The organism is Phytohabitans flavus (assembly GCF_011764545.1).
Classification (GTDB): Bacteria; Actinomycetota; Actinomycetes; order Mycobacteriales; family Micromonosporaceae; genus Phytohabitans; species Phytohabitans flavus.
This window is the reverse complement of record NZ_AP022870.1, coordinates 4,272,231-4,291,990: the sequence shown is the minus strand read 5'-3', so window position 1 is coordinate 4,291,990 and position 19,760 is coordinate 4,272,231. Positions and strand designations below refer to the sequence as shown.

At 71.8% G+C, this 19,760-nt stretch carries 19 protein-coding genes and 2 pseudogenes; 8 read left to right on the top strand and 13 right to left on the bottom strand.

From position 1 onward, the window contains the following. Positions 1-24: 24 nt before the first annotated feature. The 4 genes and pseudogenes from Pflav_RS18685 to Pflav_RS18670 all read right to left on the bottom strand — a co-directional run bounded on the left by Pflav_RS18685 (position 25) and on the right by Pflav_RS18670 (position 4,541). Positions 25-1,743 (bottom strand): Hsp70 family protein, encoded by a 1,719-nt coding sequence (locus tag Pflav_RS18685; protein WP_173037288.1) that lies wholly within the window; start codon positions 1,741-1,743, stop codon positions 25-27. A 61-nt stretch (positions 1,744-1,804) separates the two neighbouring features. Beyond that, positions 1,805-3,025 (bottom strand): annotated as a pseudogene (locus tag Pflav_RS49325) (M1 family metallopeptidase); the annotation flags it as partial. Positions 3,026-3,319: 294 nt separating this feature from the next. Then, a pseudogene (locus Pflav_RS49320) lies at positions 3,320-3,928 on the bottom strand (pentapeptide repeat-containing protein); the annotation flags it as partial. Next, a complete protein-coding gene (locus tag Pflav_RS18670) occupies positions 3,921-4,541 on the bottom strand; it encodes a hypothetical protein (RefSeq protein ID WP_173037287.1) in 621 nt (206 codons plus the stop codon). The pseudogene Pflav_RS49320 and the gene Pflav_RS18670, both read right to left, overlap by 8 nt. Before the next feature lie 76 nt (positions 4,542-4,617). Here Pflav_RS18670 and Pflav_RS18665 point away from each other — a divergent pair, with 76 nt between their 5' ends. Genes Pflav_RS18665 through Pflav_RS18650 form a run of 4 tightly spaced genes read left to right on the top strand, consistent with a single transcriptional unit; the run spans position 4,618 to position 7,808 of the window. Beyond that, positions 4,618-5,202, top strand: coding sequence for a TetR/AcrR family transcriptional regulator (locus Pflav_RS18665; RefSeq protein WP_173037286.1), 585 nt, complete (start codon positions 4,618-4,620; stop codon positions 5,200-5,202). Positions 5,203-5,239: 37 nt separating this feature from the next. Further along, positions 5,240-6,994, top strand: coding sequence for a cytochrome P450 (locus tag Pflav_RS18660; protein WP_197938630.1), 1,755 nt, complete (start codon positions 5,240-5,242; stop codon positions 6,992-6,994). Next, positions 6,955-7,104 (top strand): hypothetical protein, encoded by a 150-nt coding sequence (locus Pflav_RS18655; protein WP_173037284.1) that lies wholly within the window; start codon positions 6,955-6,957, stop codon positions 7,102-7,104. The genes Pflav_RS18660 and Pflav_RS18655 overlap by 40 nt, the downstream gene beginning before the upstream one ends. Beyond that, entirely contained in the window at positions 7,101-7,808 is a 708-nt protein-coding gene (locus Pflav_RS18650; RefSeq protein WP_173037283.1) for an SRPBCC domain-containing protein, read from the top strand. Before Pflav_RS18655 ends, Pflav_RS18650 begins: the two co-directional genes overlap by 4 nt. Positions 7,809-7,857: 49 nt before the next feature. On the opposite strand, the gene Pflav_RS18645 is transcribed toward Pflav_RS18650, so the two are convergent. From Pflav_RS18645 to Pflav_RS18630, 4 genes are read right to left on the bottom strand one after another with little or no spacing between them, the layout of a single operon-like run. Then, a complete protein-coding gene (locus tag Pflav_RS18645; protein WP_173037282.1) occupies positions 7,858-8,499 on the bottom strand; it encodes a LuxR C-terminal-related transcriptional regulator in 642 nt (213 codons plus the stop codon). Continuing rightward, on the bottom strand, positions 8,487-9,683 hold the full coding sequence (locus tag Pflav_RS18640) for a sensor histidine kinase (protein WP_173037281.1): 1,197 nt from the start codon (positions 9,681-9,683) through the stop codon (positions 8,487-8,489). Before Pflav_RS18640 ends, Pflav_RS18645 begins: the two co-directional genes overlap by 13 nt. Then, positions 9,683-11,437 carry an MMPL family transporter gene (locus Pflav_RS18635; protein WP_173037280.1) on the bottom strand — a complete coding sequence of 585 codons (1,755 nt, stop codon included), beginning with the start codon at positions 11,435-11,437 and terminating at the stop codon, positions 9,683-9,685. Before Pflav_RS18635 ends, Pflav_RS18640 begins: the two co-directional genes overlap by 1 nt. Further along, positions 11,437-11,811 carry a hypothetical protein gene (locus Pflav_RS18630; protein WP_173037279.1) on the bottom strand — a complete coding sequence of 125 codons (375 nt, stop codon included), beginning with the start codon at positions 11,809-11,811 and terminating at the stop codon, positions 11,437-11,439. The genes Pflav_RS18635 and Pflav_RS18630 overlap by 1 nt, the downstream gene beginning before the upstream one ends. A gap of 142 nt (positions 11,812-11,953) precedes the next feature. Between Pflav_RS18630 and Pflav_RS18625 the strand changes: the two genes are divergently transcribed. Together Pflav_RS18625 and Pflav_RS18620 are read left to right on the top strand one after the other, a co-directional pair. Next, the gene (locus Pflav_RS18625) at positions 11,954-12,802 is read left to right on the top strand and encodes an AraC family transcriptional regulator (RefSeq protein WP_173037278.1); all 849 of its coding nucleotides are present in this window, start codon (positions 11,954-11,956) and stop codon (positions 12,800-12,802) included. Between the two features lie 65 nt (positions 12,803-12,867). After that, positions 12,868-13,440: a nuclear transport factor 2 family protein gene (locus Pflav_RS18620; RefSeq protein ID WP_173037277.1), complete on the top strand. Its 573-nt coding sequence runs from the start codon at positions 12,868-12,870 to the stop codon at positions 13,438-13,440. An 853-nt stretch (positions 13,441-14,293) separates the two neighbouring features. On the opposite strand, the gene Pflav_RS18615 is transcribed toward Pflav_RS18620, so the two are convergent. Then, entirely contained in the window at positions 14,294-14,722 is a 429-nt protein-coding gene (locus Pflav_RS18615; RefSeq protein WP_173037276.1) for a bleomycin resistance family protein, read from the bottom strand. A 35-nt stretch (positions 14,723-14,757) separates the two neighbouring features. Here Pflav_RS18615 and Pflav_RS18610 point away from each other — a divergent pair, with 35 nt between their 5' ends. Next, on the top strand, positions 14,758-15,588 hold the full coding sequence (locus Pflav_RS18610) for an alpha/beta hydrolase family protein (protein WP_173037275.1): 831 nt from the start codon (positions 14,758-14,760) through the stop codon (positions 15,586-15,588). Between the two features lie 93 nt (positions 15,589-15,681). Here the strand turns inward: Pflav_RS18610 and Pflav_RS18605 are convergent, their stop codons facing one another. Together Pflav_RS18605 and Pflav_RS48005 are read right to left on the bottom strand one after the other, a co-directional pair. Beyond that, a complete protein-coding gene (locus Pflav_RS18605) occupies positions 15,682-16,272 on the bottom strand; it encodes a phosphatase PAP2 family protein (protein WP_332107774.1) in 591 nt (196 codons plus the stop codon). Next, on the bottom strand, positions 16,206-16,592 hold the full coding sequence (locus tag Pflav_RS48005; protein WP_332107773.1) for a hypothetical protein: 387 nt from the start codon (positions 16,590-16,592) through the stop codon (positions 16,206-16,208). The genes Pflav_RS18605 and Pflav_RS48005 overlap by 67 nt, the downstream gene beginning before the upstream one ends. 256 nt (positions 16,593-16,848) lie before the next feature. On the opposite strand from Pflav_RS48005, the gene Pflav_RS18600 reads away from it, so the two are divergent. Continuing rightward, positions 16,849-18,453, top strand: coding sequence for an ABC-F family ATP-binding cassette domain-containing protein (locus Pflav_RS18600; RefSeq protein WP_173037274.1), 1,605 nt, complete (start codon positions 16,849-16,851; stop codon positions 18,451-18,453). 248 nt (positions 18,454-18,701) lie between these two features. Here Pflav_RS18600 and Pflav_RS18595 read toward each other — a convergent pair whose 3' ends face one another. Together Pflav_RS18595 and Pflav_RS18590 are read right to left on the bottom strand one after the other, a co-directional pair. Beyond that, positions 18,702-18,950 (bottom strand): hypothetical protein, encoded by a 249-nt coding sequence (locus tag Pflav_RS18595; protein WP_173037273.1) that lies wholly within the window; start codon positions 18,948-18,950, stop codon positions 18,702-18,704. Between the two features lie 330 nt (positions 18,951-19,280). Then, entirely contained in the window at positions 19,281-19,718 is a 438-nt protein-coding gene (locus tag Pflav_RS18590) for a DUF1707 SHOCT-like domain-containing protein (protein ID WP_173037272.1), read from the bottom strand. Positions 19,719-19,760 lie beyond the last annotated feature (42 nt).

Genomic DNA, 19,760 nt, shown 5'->3' with positions numbered 1-19,760 from the left:
TGACACCGCCGGCTGAGCCTCCGGTCAGCCGCTCTGGCGCTTGAAGTCGACGTGGTAGTCGTCGGTGTACTCGGTGAGGGATTCCGCCTCGCAGAAGTAGCTGGACGGCGTCGGGTCGGCGCCCATCTTGATGGTGTCGACGCGCCGGCCGTTCTTGAACCACGCGTTCTCGCCGCTCGCCTTGGTGTTGCTGGGGATCAGCTTCCCGCCGACGCTCCGCAAGCGGCCGGTGATGGTGCCGCGGGTCAGCTGGCGCCAGTTGTCGCCGCTGACCCGCGCGGTATTGGCCGCGCTGCGGTTGTAGTCGTGAACGAAGGTGCCGTTCGCCCGGAAGGTCTTCACGGTGCCGCCGCTGCCGTTGAACTGAGTCCGGATGCCGTCGATGTAGTTGGTGATCATGTAGTTCGTCGAGATCCAGACGCCGACCAGGCACGGGTCGATGAGCGGGCTCGCTGACGGTGACGGTGTCGGCGTCGGGCTGGCGCCGCCGACCGAGGCCACGGGGGTCGGCGTGCGCTGGGCGTCACCGGGCGGTGGCCGGTCCTCGCGGGTACCGATCCAGACCGCACCGGCCGCCGCCACGAGCACCGCGACCGTCGCGCCGGCCGCGACCAAGCGGCGGCGTCCGCGCCGGGCCAGCGGGATCGGGGTCGTGACGGCGACGGGCGGCCAGGCTTCCGTCGGTACGGGCAGCGGCTCGGCCAGCGCTCCCTCGGCGACCGCGAGCTCCGGCTGGTCGACCGCGCTCGGGGGTACGCCGAGGGTCTGGTGCAGCAGCGTGCGGACCAGCGGCATGCGGCTCGCCCCGCCGACCAGGAAGATGCCGAGCAGCGGGCCGCTCCGCGCGGCGGCGGACAGGTCGCGGCACAGCGCCACGGTACGGTCGAGGACCGGGCGGGCGAGCTCGTCCAGGCGCTCGCGGCCGAGCGGAAGCTCCTCGTCGAACAGTGGAATGTGGACGATCGTCGTCGCCGTGCGGGACAGGACCTCCTTGGCGGTACGCACGCTGTCCCACAGTTGGCGGCGGGACCGCTGGTCGGACCGGTCGGCGGGCTCGGCGAGGCGGCGCCAGCGCTCGGGGTCGCGGGCGGCCAGCGTCTCGCCGAGGTGGTCGACGACGGCCGCGTCGATGTCGAGGCCGCCGGCGTCGTCGAGGCCGGTCGAGGCGACAAGCTCGACGCGACCGTCGGGGAGGCAGGCCAGAACCGAGGCGTCGAACGTGCCGGCGCCGAGGTCGTACACGAGGACGTGCCCCGCGCCGGCGACCGGGGTGTGGGCCAGGTGGTGCCGGGCGGCGGCGACCGGCTCGGCGACCAGGGTGACCGTGCCGAAGACGGTGCGGGCCGCAGCCTCCAGCCGGTCCCGGCGGGCACCGGCCCAGGAGGCGGGGCAGGTCAGGACCGCGGTGTCGACGTGGTCGCCGGCGACGTGGTCGGCCTCCAGTGAGACGTGCCGCAGCACCGCCGCGACCACCGCCTCCATCGGCACCTCGCGCCCGTCGAGGAGCAGGTTGTCCTCGTCGATGTGGCGCTTCGGATGTGGCTCCAGCCCGGCCGGGTTGCTCGACCCCGCGTGCCACGCGTCGCGGCCGACCACCAGCCGGCCGTCCGGCATGGCATAGACGGCGGACGGCAGCAGCGGCGAGCCGTCGAAGATCAGCGGTCGCGGCTCCCGCCCGGGCACCCACAGCATCGCGACGGTGTGCGACGTACCGAAATCGACGCTTATCCGTGTGGCTTCCATCGGCGCCAACCGTAGCGCTCGGGCGCCCGCACCGGTGCGGGCGCCCGCGTCGGGCGCGGCGCTACCAGGTGGTGGGCTTCGCCGGCTGGTACAGCCAGGTGTCGAAGAACGCGTCGAGCTGCTGGCCGCTGCGCTTCTCGGCCAGGCGGACGAAGTCGGCGGTGGTCACGTTGCCGTTGCGGTTGTCGGCGTACCACTCGCGGAGGATCCGGAAGAACGTCCGGTCGCCGACCTTCACCCGCAGCGCCTGGAGCGTCGCGGCGCCGCGGTCGTAGACCGTACCGCTGAACATGAACTGCGGACCGCCCACATTGGTCGGTGGCCGGGTCCAGATCGAGCTTGTCGCCGGCCGCGCGTACACCTGGTCGAACGAAGCCTGGGCGGTCGGGCCGCCGTGCCGCTCGTCGTAGATCCACTCGGAGAAGCTGGCGAAGCCCTCGTTGAGCCAGATGTCCGGCCACACGGTGAGGCTCACCGAGTTGCCGAACCACTGGTGCGAGATCTCGTGCACCACCGTGCCGGCGCTCGGCGTGCTGTCGTACTGCGACTTGGTCTGCGACTCCAGCGCGTACCCCACCTCGGGCGCGTGGTCGACCACGCCGCCGCCGCTGCTGAACGGGTACGGCCCGTACAGGTCGGAGAAGAACGCGATGATCTCGGCCTCCGCGGCCAGGCGGTCGAAGGCGCCCTCGGCCACCTCGGCGGGGTCGACCGCGTGGTACAGCGGGATGCGGCCCGCCTTGCTGACCCGCAACTCGAAGACGCCGTTGGTGGCGGTGGCGAGGTAGGGGGCCATCGGCGAGTCCTCGTACCAGCGCCAGGTGGTCTTGCCGCCGCGGTCGCGCTTGGACAGCAGCCGCCCGTTGCCGATCGCGGTGATGCCCTTCGGCACGGTGATGGCCATGTCGTACGTGGCCTTGTCGCGCGGGTTGTCGTTCGCCGGGTACCAGCCAGGGGAGCCCTGCGGCTCGTTGACCACGAACGCGCCGTCGGCCGTCGGCACCCACCCCTCGCTGCTGCCGTCCGGGTCGATCACCTCGGTCGGCTCGCCCTTGTACTCCACCTTCACCACGAACGTCTTGCCGCGCCGCAGCGGGACCCTCGGCGTGACGACGAGCTCCTGGCCATCGCGGGTGAACGTGGCGGGCAGCCGGTTGACCGTCACCCGGCTCACCGTGAACCCGCGCAGGTCGAGGTTGAACCGCCGCAGGTCCTGCGTGGCCCGCGCGGTGATGGTGGTGGACGCGTCGAGGAAGTTGGTGGCGCGCACGTAGTCGAGGTCCAGCGAGTAGTGCCGCACGTCGTAGCCGCCGTTGCCGGCCAGTGGGAAGTACGGGTCGCCGAGCCCGGGCGAGCCGGCGCCCGACGTAGCGGTGGCGGGTGCGGCGACCACAAGCGAGGTGGCGGCGGCGGCCACGCCCACGGCGGCGCGGACCAGGTGACGTCGGGCCATGGGGGCTCCTCTCGGCGGCTGGCCAGCCGATATTCCCAGACCCGGCGCCGCTTGATGATCCCCTTTTCGGCCCGCCGACCTTGACCCCGGCGGTTCTAGGTCGCGGGTGGGGGAGTGGGGGCGGACGCTCAGGCCGAGCGCCTCCGCGAGCGTCGCGGCCTGGTCGGGGTCGATGATGGCGGCGCGTACGTTGGCGGCGATCGGGTCCAGTGTGGACAGGTCGGAGCCGCGTAGGTCGGTGCGGCTCAGGTTGGTGCGGAGCAGTAGCGCGCCGGCGAGGTCGGCGTGGCTGAGCGTGGCGTCGGCGCAGTTGGCGCCGGTGAGGTCGGCCTCGCGCATGCGTACGCCCGTGATGCGCGACTTGCTCAGGTCGGCGCCGGGCAGCCCCACGAACGACCAGTCGCCGCCGGTCACCTTCAGCAGGCCGAACGAGCACCTCTCGAACGCGCTGCCGACAAGCTTGCAGCCGGTGAAGGTGGCGTCGAAGAACGAGCAGTTGGTGAAGGAGCAGTTGACGAACGCGGCGTCCGTGTGGACGGAGGCGTTGAAGCGGCAGTCACTGAACACGCACTCGGTGAACGCGGCGCCCTGGTTGACCACCTCGGTCAGGTCGACGTCGTGGAACGCGACGCGGGCGTGCTCCTGCCCGGAGATGTCGTCGCACGCCCAGTCCTCGTGGCGTACCTCCGACTCGGTGGGCGGTGGGACGGCTCCGTGCCTGCGCTCAGCCATGGTCCGTCACCCTAGTGCCTCGGGCGAGGGTGACCAGGGACTTCGGGTCGTCGGCGTAGAAGCGGACCTCGTGCACCGGATCGGGGCCGGCCGCCGGGAGCAGCGTCAGCGGCTCGCGGAGGGTGACGTCGACGCTGGTCTGGCCGCCGGTGCCGAGGTTGAGGACCGCGCGGTCGCCCGATCGCTCGACCTGGACGGCCTTGCTGGACGGCAGCGGGCGGTAGCGGTGGCCGACCGCGGCGATCGCGTCCCAGGGGATCGTCAGGTCGACCGACGTGCCGTTGCGGATCCGGATGCCGGCGTCGCCGACCACGTGCGGGTTCGTCAGCAGCGCGCCGAGGAGGCCGAACATCCAGATCAGGCCGTAGACGCCGGCGGCGAGCGCGACGTAGCGGACCACCGGCCACGGCACGAGATGGCTGATGATCAGGTCGAAGACCGGGATCTCCAGCGCGGACAGGACGATGAAGACCACGAAGATCGGCTTGACCGGGCCCGCGTGCCCGAAGGCGACGTCGCCAGGCGCCAGCTTGAGGGGGCGCCGGGTGATCCAGCGGTACAGACCACGCCACATAGCCGCCTCGTATGTGGTCACCTTCCGGAGCCTGCTCATCGACCCTCCCTTTTTACGTTGCATCCGCAACGTAACACGGGTGCCGTTGCGGTCGCAATGTGAAAGCATGTGAGGCATGCCCAAGGTCGTGGACCACAACGAGCGCCGTACCCGCATCGCCGAGGCGCTGCTGCGGGTCGCGGGCGAGCACGGGCTGGAGGCGGTCAGCCTGCGCCACGTCGCCGCCGAGGCGGGTGTGACGTCCGGGATGGTGCAGCACTACTTCCGGACGAAGGACGAGATGATGGCGTTCGCGCTGGAGGTGGTGCGGGAGCGGAGCGAGGCGCGGCTGACCGCTGCCGCCGCCGGGCTCGGCCCCGATCCCACGCCCCGCCGGCTGCTCCGCACGATCGTGGCCGAGGTGCTGCCGGTCGACGAGCCGCGCCGAGCGGACGGGCGGGTGGCGCTGGCGTTCCTGGCGTACACGGCGGTGCGCCCCGAAGCCGCCGCCCCGCTCCGCGCCGACACCGCCGAGATGCGCGCGTTCGTCGCCGACCGGATCCGCGCCGGCGGCCCGCGCGAGGGGATCGACCCGGACCTGGCGGCGGTGGGCCTGCTCGCGCTGATGGAGGGCTTGGGCGTGCACCTGCTCGGCGGCCACTACGGCCCGGATGTCGCGCTCGCCGCCCTCGACGCCCACCTGGACACGATCTTCGAGTAGGAAGTTTGCCCCCTCGTGGGGCGGGCATCCGGCTCGCGTGATCGGGTTCTTGATGGAGGGGTACGGCTGGCTGTCCAACCGCCGTCGCCGTACGACCGACGGCGTGGTCAAGACCCGCCTGCTCGGGCAGCCGGTGACCGCCCTGTGCGGCCCGGACGCGGCGCGCTTCTTCTACGCCGAGGGCAACGTGCACCGCCACGGCGCCATCCCCGGCCCGGTCCAGGACACGCTGCTCGGGCGCGGCGGCGTACAGAGCCTGGACGGAGTGGACCACCGGCTGCGCAAGGCGATGTTCATGTCGATGCTGAGCGGGGATGGCGTGGGCCTGCTGGAGCGGCTCGCGACCGAGGCCTGGGACGCCGCCGTCGCGAGCTGGGCTACCCGCGACCGCGTCGTGCTCTTCGACGAGGTGGCGCGGCTGCTGACCCGCGCGGTGGGCCCGTGGGCCGGCCTCCGTCCGGAAGAGGTCGACGTGGACCCGTTCGCCGCCGATCTGGTGTCCATGGTGGACGGATTCGCTGCGGCGGGTCGCCGGCAGTGGCAGGCCCGCCGCGCGAGGGCCCGCCGCGAAGCGTGGCTCACCGACGTGATCGTCCGCGCCCGTACGACGGCGCCCGCCCCCGCCGGCAGCGCGCTGGCCGCGATCGCCGAGCACACCGACGCGGTGGGTGACCCGCTCGACGCCCGGGTGGCCGCCGTCGAACTGCTCAACGTGCTGCGCCCGACGGTCGCGGTGTGCTGGTTCGTCACGTTCGCCGCGCACGCCCTGCACCGCTGGCCCGAACACCGCGACCGCCTGCGGGACGACGACCCGGAGTACGCCGAGGCATTCGGGCACGAGGTTCGTCGCTTCTACCCGTTCGCCCCCTTCGTCGCCGCTCGCGCCAGCCGCGACCTGGAGTGGGACAAGCACAGGATCCCGGCCGGCTCGCTCGTCCTCCTGGACATCTACGGCCAGAACCACCACCCGAGGCTGTGGCCGGACCCGTACGGTTTCGCGCCGGGCCGCTTCCTGGAGCGCCGGGTCGGCCCCTACGAGCTGATCCCGCAGGGCGGCGGCGACCCGCGGACCGGCCACCGCTGCCCCGGCGAGACGCTGACGGTCGCGCTGCTGCGAGCCCTGCTCCCGATGCTGGCCCGGCTCGACTACGAGATGCCTGACCAGGACGTGAGCATCTCCCTGCGGCGCGTACCCGCGAGACCGAGGAGCGGCATGGTGCTCGCGAACATCCGTACCCCGCCCTCCGGACCACCTGAGGGAGCGCGGACGCCGGCCGTCGAGTCGGCCTTGACAAGAATTCCTGTCCGGACAACACTCTTGTCCATGGAAGCCGTGGCGTCCGTTGCCGACCTGGAGACACTCCAGGTCCTCGCCCACCCGATCCGGCTGCGCATCCTCGCGGCGTTGCGCAGCCCCGCGTCGGCGGCCGTGGTCGCCCGCGGCATCGACCAGCCGCGGCAGAAGGTCAACTACCACGTCAAGGAGCTGGAGCGGGCCGGCCTGGTCCGCCGGGTCGGTGAGCGGCGCGCCGGCAACCTGATGGAGAGCCTCTACCAGGCGGTCGCCGCGACGTTCGTGGTGTCGCCGAGGGTGGCCTGGACCGATCCGCGGCGCGTCGGGGCGCTCGCCGACCAGGTGGCGCTGGAGAGCCTTGTCGCGACCGGCGAGCGGCTCCAGCGGGCGGCCGCGCAGCTGCTCGACCGGGCCGCGTTCGACGGGGAGCAGATCGCCAGCGCCGCCGTGGAGGGGAGGTGCGGCTGGCCGGCGAGGCGCAGCGCGCGGCCTTCCTGAGTGAGTACGTCGCGGCGGTCGGCCCGCTGCTCAAGAAGTACGGCAATCCTGACGGCGATCCCTACCGCGTGGTGCTCGCCGTTCACCCACAGCCTGAAGAGGAGCAATGAGCGAGTTCGCGAAGTACGAGAAGACATTCACGCTGTCGGTGCCGGTAGAGAAGGCGTGGCAGGCCTTCACCGACCCGAAGCTGATCGAGGTGTGGTTGAGCGGCACGGTCGAGAAGGCCAATGTCGAGCCGGGCGGTCAGATCGCCTGGACACCCGACGAGTACGGGCAGCTGGTGTGGGACATCGTGGACGTCGATCCCGAGCGGAAGCTGACCTATCGGGAGGGCGCTGGCATCCTGCCGGTGGAGACCGAGGTCACGGTCACGTTCGAGGAGGCGGAGGCGGGCACGCGGCTCACCATCACCCAGTCCGGCTTCGGCGAGGGCGTCGACTGGCAGGCGAAGATCGACGGCGTCGGCCTCGGCTGGGCGCAGACGCTCGCCGCGCTCGACCTGTACCTGCGCACCGGCGTCCGGTTGGACCGGTTCTTTACGTTCCGCTCCGACCTGGGCCTCGAGGCCGACGACGTGCTGGCCGGCCCGCTTGTGCGTACGGTGGCGGACGACTCCTTCGCCGCCCGCGCGGGCATCGAGCCGGGTGACATCGTCGTGCGCCTCGGCGACGCGCCCATCTTCAGCCGCACCGACCTGTGGCTGTTCACCCGCGAGCACGACGGCGGCGAGGAGGTCGAGGTCGGGTACGCGCGGGCTGGCGAGGTCCACACTGGACGGGCGGCGCTCGACCCGGCGTTTCCCACCGGCTGACCGAGCGAGGCGACGGGCCGGGAGCGTGGCGCCTTGCCACGCTGCCCGGTCAGGCGCCCAGGTAGGCGAGCACCGCCAGCACCCGGCGGTGGTCGTCGTCCGACGGCGGCAGGTCGAGCTTGGTCAGGATGCTGTTGATGTGCTTGCTGACCGCCTTCTCGGTGATGACGAGCCGGGACGCGATCGCCGCGTTCGAACGGCCCTCCGCCATCACCCCGAGCACCTCCCGCTCGCGCTGGGTGAGCGTGGCGAGCTGCGCCGACCGGCCGCCGCCGAGCAGCTGGGCCACCACGTCCGGGTCCATTACGGTGCCGCCGCCGGCTACCTGCCGTACCGCCTCGGTAAACTCGCGCACCTCGCCGACCCGGTCCTTCAACAGGTAGCCGACCCCGCCGGCGCGGTCGCCGAGCAGCTCGCGGGCGTACACCTGCTCCACGTACTGGGACAGGATCAGCACCGGCAGGCCGGGCACCGCGCGGCGGGCGGCGATCGCGGCGCGCAGCCCCTCGTCGGTGAACGTGGGTGGCAGGCGCACGTCGACCACGGCCACGTCCGGCCGCAGCGAGACGAGGGTGTCGGCGAGCGTCGCGCCGTCGTCGACCGCGGCGACCACCTCGAACCCGTACGCGGTGAGCATCCGCACCATGCCGTCGCGCAGCAGCACGAGGTCTTCCGCGATCACGACCCGCACGGGAGCACCGCCTCGATCTGCGTGGGGCCGCCGGGTGGGCTGGTCACCGTGACCGTACCGTCGAAGGCCGCGAGCCGCCGCTCGATACCCCGCAGCCCCGTACCCTTCCTGGCGTCGGCACCGCCGCGGCCGTCGTCCCGTACACGAAGTCTGATGTGGACGCTCTCGTCCACGACGGACATCCCGATGTGCGCGGCGCCGGCGTGCTTGATGGCGTTGGCAAGTGCCTCGGCGAGCACGAAGTAGGCGGCCGACTCCACCGGTGCGCTGAGCCGCCGGTCAAGCCGCACGTCCAGCTCGACGGGCACGGGGCTGGACGCGGCGAGCGCCTCAGCCGCACCGGCGAGCCCTCGGTCGGCGAGCATCGGCGGGTGGATGCCGCGTACCAGGTCGCGCAGCTCGCTGATCGCGGAGTGCGCGCCGGCCCGCGCGTCGGCGAGCATCGCCTTGGCCGTGGCCGGATCGGTGTCGAACATGTCCTCCGCCATGCCCAGGTTCATCGTCAGCGCGACAAGCCGCGCCTGCGCGCCGTCGTGCAGGTCGCGCTCGATGCGGCGCAGCTCGGCGGCGGAGGCGTCGACGGCCGCGGTGCGCGTCTCGACGAGCTGCTCGACCCGGGCATTGAGTCGGGCGGCGGCGGTGGGGGAGAGCAGCCACCGCGACAGGCGGGCCTCGCCGAGGCGGTACCAGCGGGGCAGGAAGTAGGCCGCGACGAGGACCACCGCGCCCATCCCCACGGCGATGTACGACCGGGTGGGGCTGGTGATCGGCAGTGCCTGGAACGTGAGGTCGGCGCTGGCCGGGAGCAGCCGGTAGAGGATCGGGGTGACCAGCCCCTGTAGCCCGGATGGCCAGAGCGCCCACACGAACGCCGCGGCCAAGCCCGCCGGCCCGTAGACCAGCAGCCACGCGGTGTCGCGCCAGAAGGTGGGGTCCAGCAGGACGTCGCGGATGCGGACCGGGTCAGCGGTGTACGGCGACGGGATCGCCGGCTCGACCCGCCGCCGCTGCCGATCCGCCAAGCGGCGGGCGAGCCTCGCGATGTTGCTCAGCGCGGGCCCGCCCACCGGCGGCAGTACGCACAGGATCAGCGCGAAGACGGTGAGCAGCAGCAGGCCCAGCGCGGCCAGCCCCAGCCCGGTGCTGGCGAGCATGTGCCGAACGTCCCGCAGCGCCCGCGTCATCACTGTGTCATTCTGGCCCCAACGGGCGTCTCGGACGAAACCACCCGGGGTGGCGCGACCTCCCGCCCCACCCGGGCCGGCCAGAAGGCGGCCCGCCCCAGCAGCGCGGTCAACGCCGGCACGAGCAGCCACGACAGCACGAACGTGGAGAGCAGGATCCCCACCGCGACCGCGAACCCGACCTCGGCGAGCGTGGCCGAGATGGTCAGCGCCCCGAAGGAGGCCGCCAGGATCACGCCGGCCGCGGCCACCGGTGGGCCGGCCTGGCGTAGCGCCACGCGGACCGCCTCGCGCCGGGACGCGCCGCCGCGCAGCTCCTCCCGGATCCGGGCGATCATGAGGATGTTGTAGTCGGTGCCGATCGACGCCACGAACATGTACACGATCAGCGGCAGCGTGAACGTCAGCCCCGGCCGCCCCACCGCACCCTGGAAGACCAGCACCGCCGCGCCGAGCGTGGCGACGAAGCCGCCGACCACCGCGCCGAGCAGGTACACCGGGGCGAGCAGCCCGCGCAGCATCAGCAGCAGCACGAGCCCGATCAGCAGCCCCGCGGCGGGCAGGATCACCGTGAGGTCCACCTCGACCACCTCGCGGATGTCCGCGAAGATCGAGGTCTCGCCGCCCACGTACACGGTGGTGCCGGGCGGTGCGGCGGCGTGCGCGGCCGGGCGGAGCTCGTCCACCATCGCGTCGAGCGCCTTCTCGCTGAGCGGGTCGGCGGCGAGCAGCAGGTCGACCTGGGCCGCGTCGCCGGTCGCCCGCACCCCGCCCACTTCGCCCACGATGGACAGTGCGGCAAGGCGCTCGGCGTACGCGGTCGCTGACTGTTCGGTCAGTCCGGGACCGGAGAGGTACACCGTCGTCGGGCTCAGCGTGCCGGCCGGGAAGCCGGACTCCAGCCGCTGCATCGTGTGCGCCGACTCGGTGCCGGCCGGCATGGCCTCGATGTCGTAGCTGGGCTTGTGGGCCAGGGCGGCGGCCCCGAGCGCCGCCAGGATGGCCACCGCGGCCAGGGCCACCGCCGCCGGGCGCCGGGCCACGAGATTTCCGGTACGGGCCGCGAGCCCCGCCTCCGGCTCTTGGCGCCAGGCCTTGGAGGGCCAGAAGGCGCGGTGCCCGAGCAGCGAGAACACCGCCGGGATCAGGGTGAGTCCGGCGAGCACCATCACGAGTACCGCGAACGCCAGCGCCGGCCCCAGGATCTGGAACGAGCCGAACCCGGACAGCAGCAGCGCGCCGAACGACACCGCCACCGCGAGCGCGGAGACGCCGATCGCCGAGCCGACCCGGGCGAGCGCGGCGACCATCGCGGTACGCCGATCCTCGCCGAGGCGGAGCCGTTCGCGGTACCGGTACAGCAGGAACACCACGTAGTCGGTACCGACGCCGAAGAGCACCACGGGCAGCAGCCCGGTGACCGATCCGTCCAATGTGGTGCCAGCTAGCTTGGCGGTGATCGCGATGACCGCCACCGCGCCCTGGCCGACCAGCGCGATGATGAGCAGGTTGAGCAGCGCCACCCACGGGCTGCGGAAGATGACGATCAGCAGCACCAGGATCATCACGACCATGCCGACGCTGACCAGTATGTCGAGCCGCTCGACATCCTTGGCGACCGCCGCCTCGCCGGTGTAGCCGGAGCGCAGTGGCGTACCGGTGAGGCGCTCGGCGGTCTCGGTGCGCAGCCGGGTGACGGCGCTCGAAACCTCGGTGTTTCCGACCTTCTCCGTGAACGTGACCTGGGCCAGCATCACCTTCGCGTTGGGGACAAGGACGGTGGGCTCACACCACGGACGCCCGCACCGCCGAGGCCGCCGATCACCTCCCGTCCTTTGGCCTGGTCGGTCGGGTCCAGCGCCGCACCGTCCACACGGGACAGCACGAGCACGGCCGTCGCCCCCTCCACCACACCGGACGGGAACGCCTTCTCCGCGAACCTGGCCGCCTGTACCGACTCGTACTTGTCGGGCAGGAAGTCCGTTTCGTTCTGCCCCGAGACGGCCGCCGCGCCCTCGGGCCCGAGCACCAGGTAGCCGAGGCCGCCCAGCCCTATCACCACCACCAGCCAGGCCAGGATCACCCGCACCGGGTGCCGGACCACAGCCGTACCCCACCTCTCGAACACGTCCCTCTCCCTCCGGATTCGTCGCTGTCGACGCTATGGATCGGGGCAGGTGGCCATCGATAGAGCGGGCTTGCCTCTTCGGAGTGGTGCTGGCACCACCTTTCGCCGCGCTTTCCCATCGGTACGGCACTGTCGGGCTGCGATGGGAGTGAGGATCGAAGCGTGGAGCGTGGACGGTGTCGTGCTGGAGCGCTACCGGTACGGGCCCGGCCCGGCGGTGGCGTACCCCCGGCACGCGCACGAGGAGTACCAGGTCTGCCTCAACCTGGAGCTGCCCGGCCGGGTGTGGTACCGGCGGGCCTGGCACACGATCGCCCCGCGCAGCCTCACCGTCGTGGCGCCGCAGGAGGTGCACGAGACCCGCGACCCCGACGACCGCCCGGCCGGCGGCCGGTACCGCGTGTTCTACCTGGACCCGGGCGCGGTAGACGCCGTGGCGGGCGCGGTCGCCGGCCGGCCGGCGCGGGCCGGGCTGGCCGACCTGCTGGTGCCGGCGGACGAACTGTTCGACCGCTTCTTGCGGCTGCACCGCTCGTACCAGGAGGCTGAGTCACGACTCACCCGGGACTGCCTCGCGCAGGCGGCACTTGTGGCGCTGCTGGAGCGGCAGCGCGGTGTACGCCCGGGTCGCCCGCCGGCACCTGCCCGCCACGAGGCTGAGCGCGTCCGCGCATACCTCATGGACAACCTCGCCCGCAACGTCTCCCTCGCCGACCTGGCCCGCGTGGCGAACCTGAGCCCGTACCACCTGGCGCGCACATTCGCGACCGAGTACGGGTTGCCGCCGCACGCCTACCAGATCCAGGCCCGCGTGGGGCTGGCTCGGCGGCTGCTGCTGGCCGGGCGGAGCGCGACCGAGGTGGCGTACGCCACGGGCTTCTACGATCCGAGCCACTTCACCCGGCACTTCAGGCGCGTGGTGGGTGTCCCGCCGGGCGGGTACGCGAGGTCCGCAAGAACGTACAACGGCGAGGCGCCGGAGCCCGCCTAGCGTGGCTGGCGTGAACCCGTGCGATGTGGATCGCGCACCTGATGCTCGCCTGATGGGAGAAAGTGGTGGAGAGCAGTGAACTGCCCCGACGGGCCGTGGTGGCCGGCGCGATAGGTGTGGCCGGCGCGGCGATGGTCGCACCGTCACCGGCCTCGGCGTCGTCACCGCCCGCCACGTCACGGGCCGCGTCACCGGCCGACCTGGAGGCGATCCGGGCGGTGCTCGACGGCATCGACGACGCGGTGGACGCCAAGGACTGGGCGCGGTGCCGGGCCTACTTCACCGACCGGGTGGACGTGGACTTCGCCGCGCTGGGCGGCGGCCCGGCGGCACGCATCACCGCCGACGAGCTGGTCGGTGGGTGGGAGCGCAACCTGTACGCGGAGAAGGCAAGCTTCCACATGCGCACCAACCACGCGATCACCGTGGACGGTGATCGGGCGAGCACACGCTCCAAGGGGTACGCCTTCAACCGCCTGGCCCGCCCGCTGGGCGACGCCCTGTGGGAGGTGTGGGGCCACTACACCCACCGCCTGGTACGCACCCGCGCCGGCTGGCGCTGCACGGCGATCGGGCTAGCGACCGTCGCACACGCCCGCGGAAACGAACTCGCCTGGACCCACCTCCCACCCGAGTAGCCCGGCGCCACCATTGCAAGCCGGCGCCGCGCCTTTGTGAACACTAACCGTTGCTATAGCAACGGAAAACGCACCCAAAGCCCCGACGAACCCCGTCCTCACGCATAACCGCAGGGGACGCAAGGGCGACGCACAACCGCAGAAATCTGGTTCCCCTTGATCGGCGCGTTACGGCCGGAGCAGGCTAGCGATCGTGGTATTTAGCTGCCCCTATAGCGACAGCTAAATACCACGATCTGCTATGGCGTCGGGCTGTAGCGCCGATCAAGGAACGAGTGGCTTTTGGGTCCGCTTGTTGCTGCCAGTGCGACCGGAACCGCGTTCAGAGGCGGCTGAGCGATCAGATTCGACGCAGCCCGCACTTTCCCCATCCTGGAGGCCGGAGATCCCCGCCGGAGCCAAGAAATGGGGTAACCGCAACCCCGGCAACGCATGAATGTTTCCGGGTCTGCCCGCCTCGCGGGCGACCCGGCAAAGTTCTGGATCTAGTCGACTTTCTGCTGCCCTGACGACAGAAAGTCGACTAGATCCAGAACTCGGGTCCGCCCCGGGCTCGGGCGGTTTGTGAGCACTTATTGCTGCCGGGGACAGAATCGCCAGATTCGCATGAGATGAGGGGTCGCGTTGACCCTCGCTTGCCGCCGCTCGGCGGCCAGCGGTCGACACAGCCGTATTTTCCCGACGCAGGTTGTCGGCGGGCATTTTTGCAACCGGCTCCAGGGCAGCAACAAGGTGGGACGCGGAGCTGTGGGTCGTGGGTTTGGGTTGTGGAGCGCGGAGGGTGAGGCCGCGGGAGCGGCGGTCTGGACCACCGCGGACGTCGCGGTAGCTCAGATCTCGATCCTGAAAGTCTCTAATGCGGGTGTGGGTGGTCTTCGGCGTGGGTGGGGTGGCTGACGCGGAAGACGTGGCCGTCCGGGTGTCGGACGTGCATCTCGCGTACGCCCCACGGCATGTCGGTCGGGGGCCAGGCGACCTCGATGCCGGACGCGACGCAGTGTGCGTGTAGCTCGTCCACGTCGTCGACCCAGACTGACATCCACACGCCGCGGTCGGCGCTCGTGTCGCCGTCCGGGCCGAAGGTCGCCGCCACGCCGCCGTGCCCTCGGCCGCCCTGGCCGTCCTGGCAGAGGAAGATCTCGCAGGCGCCGGAGCGCACCGCGCCGAAGGTCGGCGGGTCGCCCCAGTCCCAGGCTTTCTCCCAGCCCAGTGTCTCGAACCAGCGGATGGTCGCCGCGAAGTCGCTCACGTTGAGGATCGGGTTGAGTGCGTGCGCTCGCATGCCAGGAGCGTAGGCCCTCTGCTAGGTTGCCGAGGATGTCCGACTTCCTGGTGACCGACCCGTCGGGCGACCTGACACCGCCGGCCAGCACGAGGCCGGTGACGTTCGAGAGTGGCGGCGAGACGCTCCTCGGCGTGCTCCACCTGCCCGGTGGTCCCGGGCCGCACCCGGTTGTGGTGCTGCTGCACGGCTTCCCGGGCAACGAGCGTAACTTCGACCTCGCCCACGCGTTGCGCCGCGCGGGGTATGCCGCGCTGGTCTTCCACTACCGCGGCTCGTGGGGTGTCGGCGGCTCCTGGTCGTGGGGGAACGTGTTCGAGGATGCCGTCTTCGTCGTGCGCGCGGTCCGCGACGAGGCCTTCACCGCGGCGCACCGCCTCGACCCCGCCCGGCTGGGGCTGGTGGGGCACAGCCTCGGTGGGTACACGGCGCTCCGCACGGCCGCCGCCGACCCGTCGGTGGAGGCGGTCGCGTCGATCGCGGCCTTCGACTTCGGCGCGGGCGCCGCCGCCAGCCAGGCCGATCCTGAGGTGCGGGCGGGGTATGTGGCCGCCTTCGAGGAGGAGCTGCTGCCGCTGCGGGGTACCAGCGCGGAGGCGCTCGTCGACGAGATGGAGGAGGTCGGGGCGTCGGGTCGCCTGGGCGAGCTGGCCCCGCGCCTGGCCGACCGCCCGGTGCTGCTGATCGGCGCCGCCCTCGACGTGGTCGCGCCGCCGGAGGAGCACCACCTGCCGGTGGTCGAGGCGTTCGGGGCGCTGCCTCGCTTCGAGCACCACCTATTCCCGACCGACCACTCGCTCGCCGACCACCGGGTCGCGCTGGCCCGCACGGTCGCCGCCTTCCTGGACCGGTCGCTGCGAGCCTGACGCCCGGAGGTGCGGCCCGGTCGCTGCGCGCCTGACGCCCGGAGATGCGGCCCGGTCGGTGCGAGCCTGACGCGACGCCAGCCTGTCAGCTAGTCAGCTGATGCGCCAGGGGACCACGCGGTGCATCGCGGCGAGCGTGAGGCCGGTGACCGCCGAGACGATGCCGGCGATGCCCGCGGCCGCGCCCAGGTACGCGGTGAGCAGCGTGTCGCGGGGGAGCTCGTCGACCGGTGTCGTGGCCACGCCGTTGACCCGCCAGAAGGCGCCGGCCGCGGCCAGGAGCAGGACCACTGCCGCGATCATCAGCAACGTGACGGCGAACGGGTGGGCGTCGTCGGCCTTCACCCGGGCCTCCCGGCCGTGCGCCAGCACCAGCAGCAGGCCGGCGAGCGCGACGCAGCCGCCGACGATGAGCACCGCGCCGGCGACGTCGCTGGGGCGGTGCCAGCCGAGCGACATGGTGGCGACGCCGGCCACGGCCGCGTACACGGCGCCGAGGATCGCGACGATTCCGCGCAGCCGGGGCGGTACCACCAGGACGAGCGCGATGACCACGGACATGGCGACAGTCGCGTGGCCACTGGGGAAGCTGTTGCCGGCGGTCACCCGTTCCGGGTCTACGCCGAAGTCGGGTCGGTAGAGCCCCTGCTTGAGCACCTGGGTGACCACGTTGGCGGTAGCCACGAACGCGGTGACCACCAGCGTGAGCAGTACCCGCCCCGGGCCAGCGCGATCACCGCGACGACGATCGTCGCCACGGCCAGCGAGGCCAGGGAGACGGCGTTGAGCACCGTGTTGGCCAGACCGTCGACGCGGTCCTGGCCGATCGCGTTCCCCTCCAGGGCGACGGTGTCCAGCAGCTGCCCCCGCTCGCTGCGCACGAAGAACCGCCACACCGCGACCAAACAGAGCGCGTTGGCCAGGCCGAGGAGAACCAGCCAGGCCGTGGGAAGGGTAACTCGCGCCTGACGGACCTTTGTCCGTGCCTCAACCGTCGTAGCCACGGGGCCTTCTTTCCCCCACCGCGTCACGTTTCAACCCCACGTCAGAATTCGCCGCTAGGTTAGCGGCCGGCAGATCAAGTTCTGATGAGGAACGAGTGAGGACACGGCCGTGTCCGTGGCTACTTCGGTTAATCGTTTGCGGCGGGCGCGGCGGCGTGGCTACCGTTGACGGCGATGTGATCCGTAGACACCCTGTCGCGCCCGCGCCCGAGGCACTGCCCGGCGGGCGGAAGTGTCTATCCCGCGGTGGTGTCCCGTGTCACGTCATCCCCTCCTCGCAAATGATCTCGTCCGCACGTTCGGCGCGCGTCGCGTGCTCGACGGCGTGTCCCTCGTCGCCGCGCCCGGCCACCGCATCGGCCTGATCGGCGAAAACGGCACGGGCAAGAGCACCCTGCTCCGCCTCCTCGCCGGCGTCGACGAGCCCGACGGCGGCAGCGTGGTCCGCCCGCCCGACCTCGGCTACCTGCACCAGGAGATGCCGTTCGACCTCACCGCGACAGTGCGGGACGTGGTCGACGACGCGCTCCGCGAGGCCCGCGACGTGCTCGCCGCGCTGGACCGGCTCACCGCCGCGCTCGCCGCCACGCCGGAGGACGCGGACCTGCTCACCGAGTACGGCGAGCGGCTTGACCGCGCCCAGGAGACCGACGCCTGGGACGCCGACCGCCGCGCCGGGCTGGTGCTGGCCGGGCTCGGGGTGGGCGATCTCGCGTATGACCGCACGCTCGGCTCGATCTCCGGCGGGCAGCGCGGCCGGCTCGCCCTCGCCGCGCTGCTGATCCGCCGCCCGTCGGCGCTGCTGCTGGACGAGCCGACCAACCACCTCGACGACGCGGCGGCCGCCTTCCTGGAGGAGCAACTGCGCGGCCTGCCCGGCGTGGTGGTGCTGGCCAGCCACGACCGTACGCTGCTCGACGCCGTCTGCACCGACCTCGTCGACCTCGACCCCGCCGTCGACGGGCCCGCCCGGTACGGCGGCAACTACACCGACTACCAGGCCGCGAAGCGCGCCGAACGGGAACGGTGGCAGCGCCGCTACGCCGAGGAGCAGGAGGAGCTGGGCGAGCTGCGGCACGCGGTGGCGGTCACCGCGCACCAGGTCGGATACGGGCGGCCGCCGAAGGACAACAACAAGATGTCGTACGGCACGATGGGCAACCGCGTCGAGCAGCAGGTCTCCCGCCGGGTACGCAACGCCGCCCGCCGCCTCCAGGACCTCGAACGCGACCAGGTGCGCAAGCCGCCCGAGCCGCTGCGCTTCCGGGTGTCCACACTGGTCAGTCCCGCCGCCGACGGGCTGCTCGTGTCGGTGCGCGACCTGCGCGTGCCGGGCCGGCTCAGCCTCGACCGGTTCGACCTGCGCGCGGACGACCGGCTGCTGGTCACCGGCCCCAACGGCACCGGAAAGTCCACATTGCTCGCCGTGCTAGCCAGCCGGCTGCACGGCGGGGGCGAGGTGCGGCGGCGGCGCGGGCTGCGGGTGGGGCTGCTGACCCAGGACACGGCGTTCGACCGTCCAGATCGGACCGCGCAGGACACGTACGAGCTGGCGTTGGGCCTTGAGCGCGCGGAGTCGGTACCCCTGCGGTCTCTGGGCCTGCTAAGCCCAGGCGACATCGCGCGGCCGGTCGGCGAACTCTCGGTCGGCCAGCGGCGGCGCCTAGCCCTCGCCCTGCTGGTGGCCGACCCGCCCGAGCTGCTCCTGCTCGACGAGCCCACAAACCACCTCTCGCCCCGGCTCTGCGACGAGCTGGAGGAGGCGCTGGGGATCAGCCCCGGGGCGGTGGTCATGGCCAGCCACGACCGCTGGCTCCGCGCCCGCTGGCCCGGCCGCCAGCTGCGCCTCCGCGGCCAGTGACCTTCAATCATCATTCGAGCTACCGCGGCGTCCGTCGTGGTCCAGACCGTCGCTCCCGCGGCCTCACCCGCCGCTGTTGGTCGCGGTGACTTAAAGGCCGGACTCCAGGAGCCGCTGGAGCTGCTTGGCGCGCTCGTCGTAGTACTCCACATTGGACTGGGCCTGGTGGTCGACCGTCAGCACACCGTCGACGAACGTGAAGCCGCTGTCGCTGTAGTACTGACCCGAGTTCCTGACGACGATCTTCTTCAGCCCGCCTTCAGGGCGTCCTTGCCGAGGTCATCGATAGTGATCGCGGCCAGCGCCTCGGCCAGCGGCCTGAAGTACACCTTCGTGAAGAACGCCGAATAGTCGTCGGCGTAACCGTCGACCGCCAGCTCGTCCCAGGCGACCTCGACCGGCACCTCGAAGCAGGCGGCCTGATCGAACTTGCTCCTCCACCCCGGGTACTCCTCGGTGCTGAACGCCAGTGCCGCTCGCCGCTCCGCCAGGCCCATCGTCATCCTCCTCGTGTCAAACGTTGTCAAAGTACAGCGTCGAGCCGCTGCGCGATCGCCGACACCGCCTCCCGCAGCGCCGCCAGCAGCGCGGCGATCTCTCGCGTACACCCAGCCCGCACCCACCTCCTTGCTCCTCGTCCGACGGCGGTCCCGGGTTGGGGTTTGGGCTTGGACCGCGGACGTGGCAGCGGAGGTCGGGGATTTCGGCGAGCGCTAGCGAGGCGCCGACCTGCGCGGTGCCCGCGGGAGCATACGGTCTGCGACTGGCGCGGACCGGGGCAAATACCTTGTCTCAAGAAATTGAATGTGACCCCGGCCCTGAAAGATCTAGTGGCGGCGGAGGCGGTCGTGGATGGCGACGCCGGTGACCAGGAGGACGCAGAAGGCGACTGGGATCGCGATCAGCCACCACGCGTCGTAGACGATGGCGAGCACGATCGCGACCGGCTCGCCGAGCAGGATCGCGAGGGCGCAGGCGGCCGCGTAGATGGGGATGTCGTCGTCGCCGTCGCCCGTCTTGCGCAGCGGCAGCGGCTCGGGAACGCCAGGCAGGTCGGGGTGGGGCGCCGGGAGGTCGGCGAAGATCTGGAGCAGCTCGCCCTGTGTCGTCGTCGTTTTGGCTGCCTCCATCCGCCGCTCGTACTCGGCGGAGTCGATCCGCTTCTCCCCGACGTGCTTGGCCAGCGCCTCCGCCGCCGCGTCGAGCTCTGGCGTGCCGACGCGCAGCGCCAGCCGGGCCGTCGGCGTGTCCTGGGGCTCTTTCACGACGCTGAGCGTAGAGGGCGGGCGCCCCTAAGGAGAGGGGCG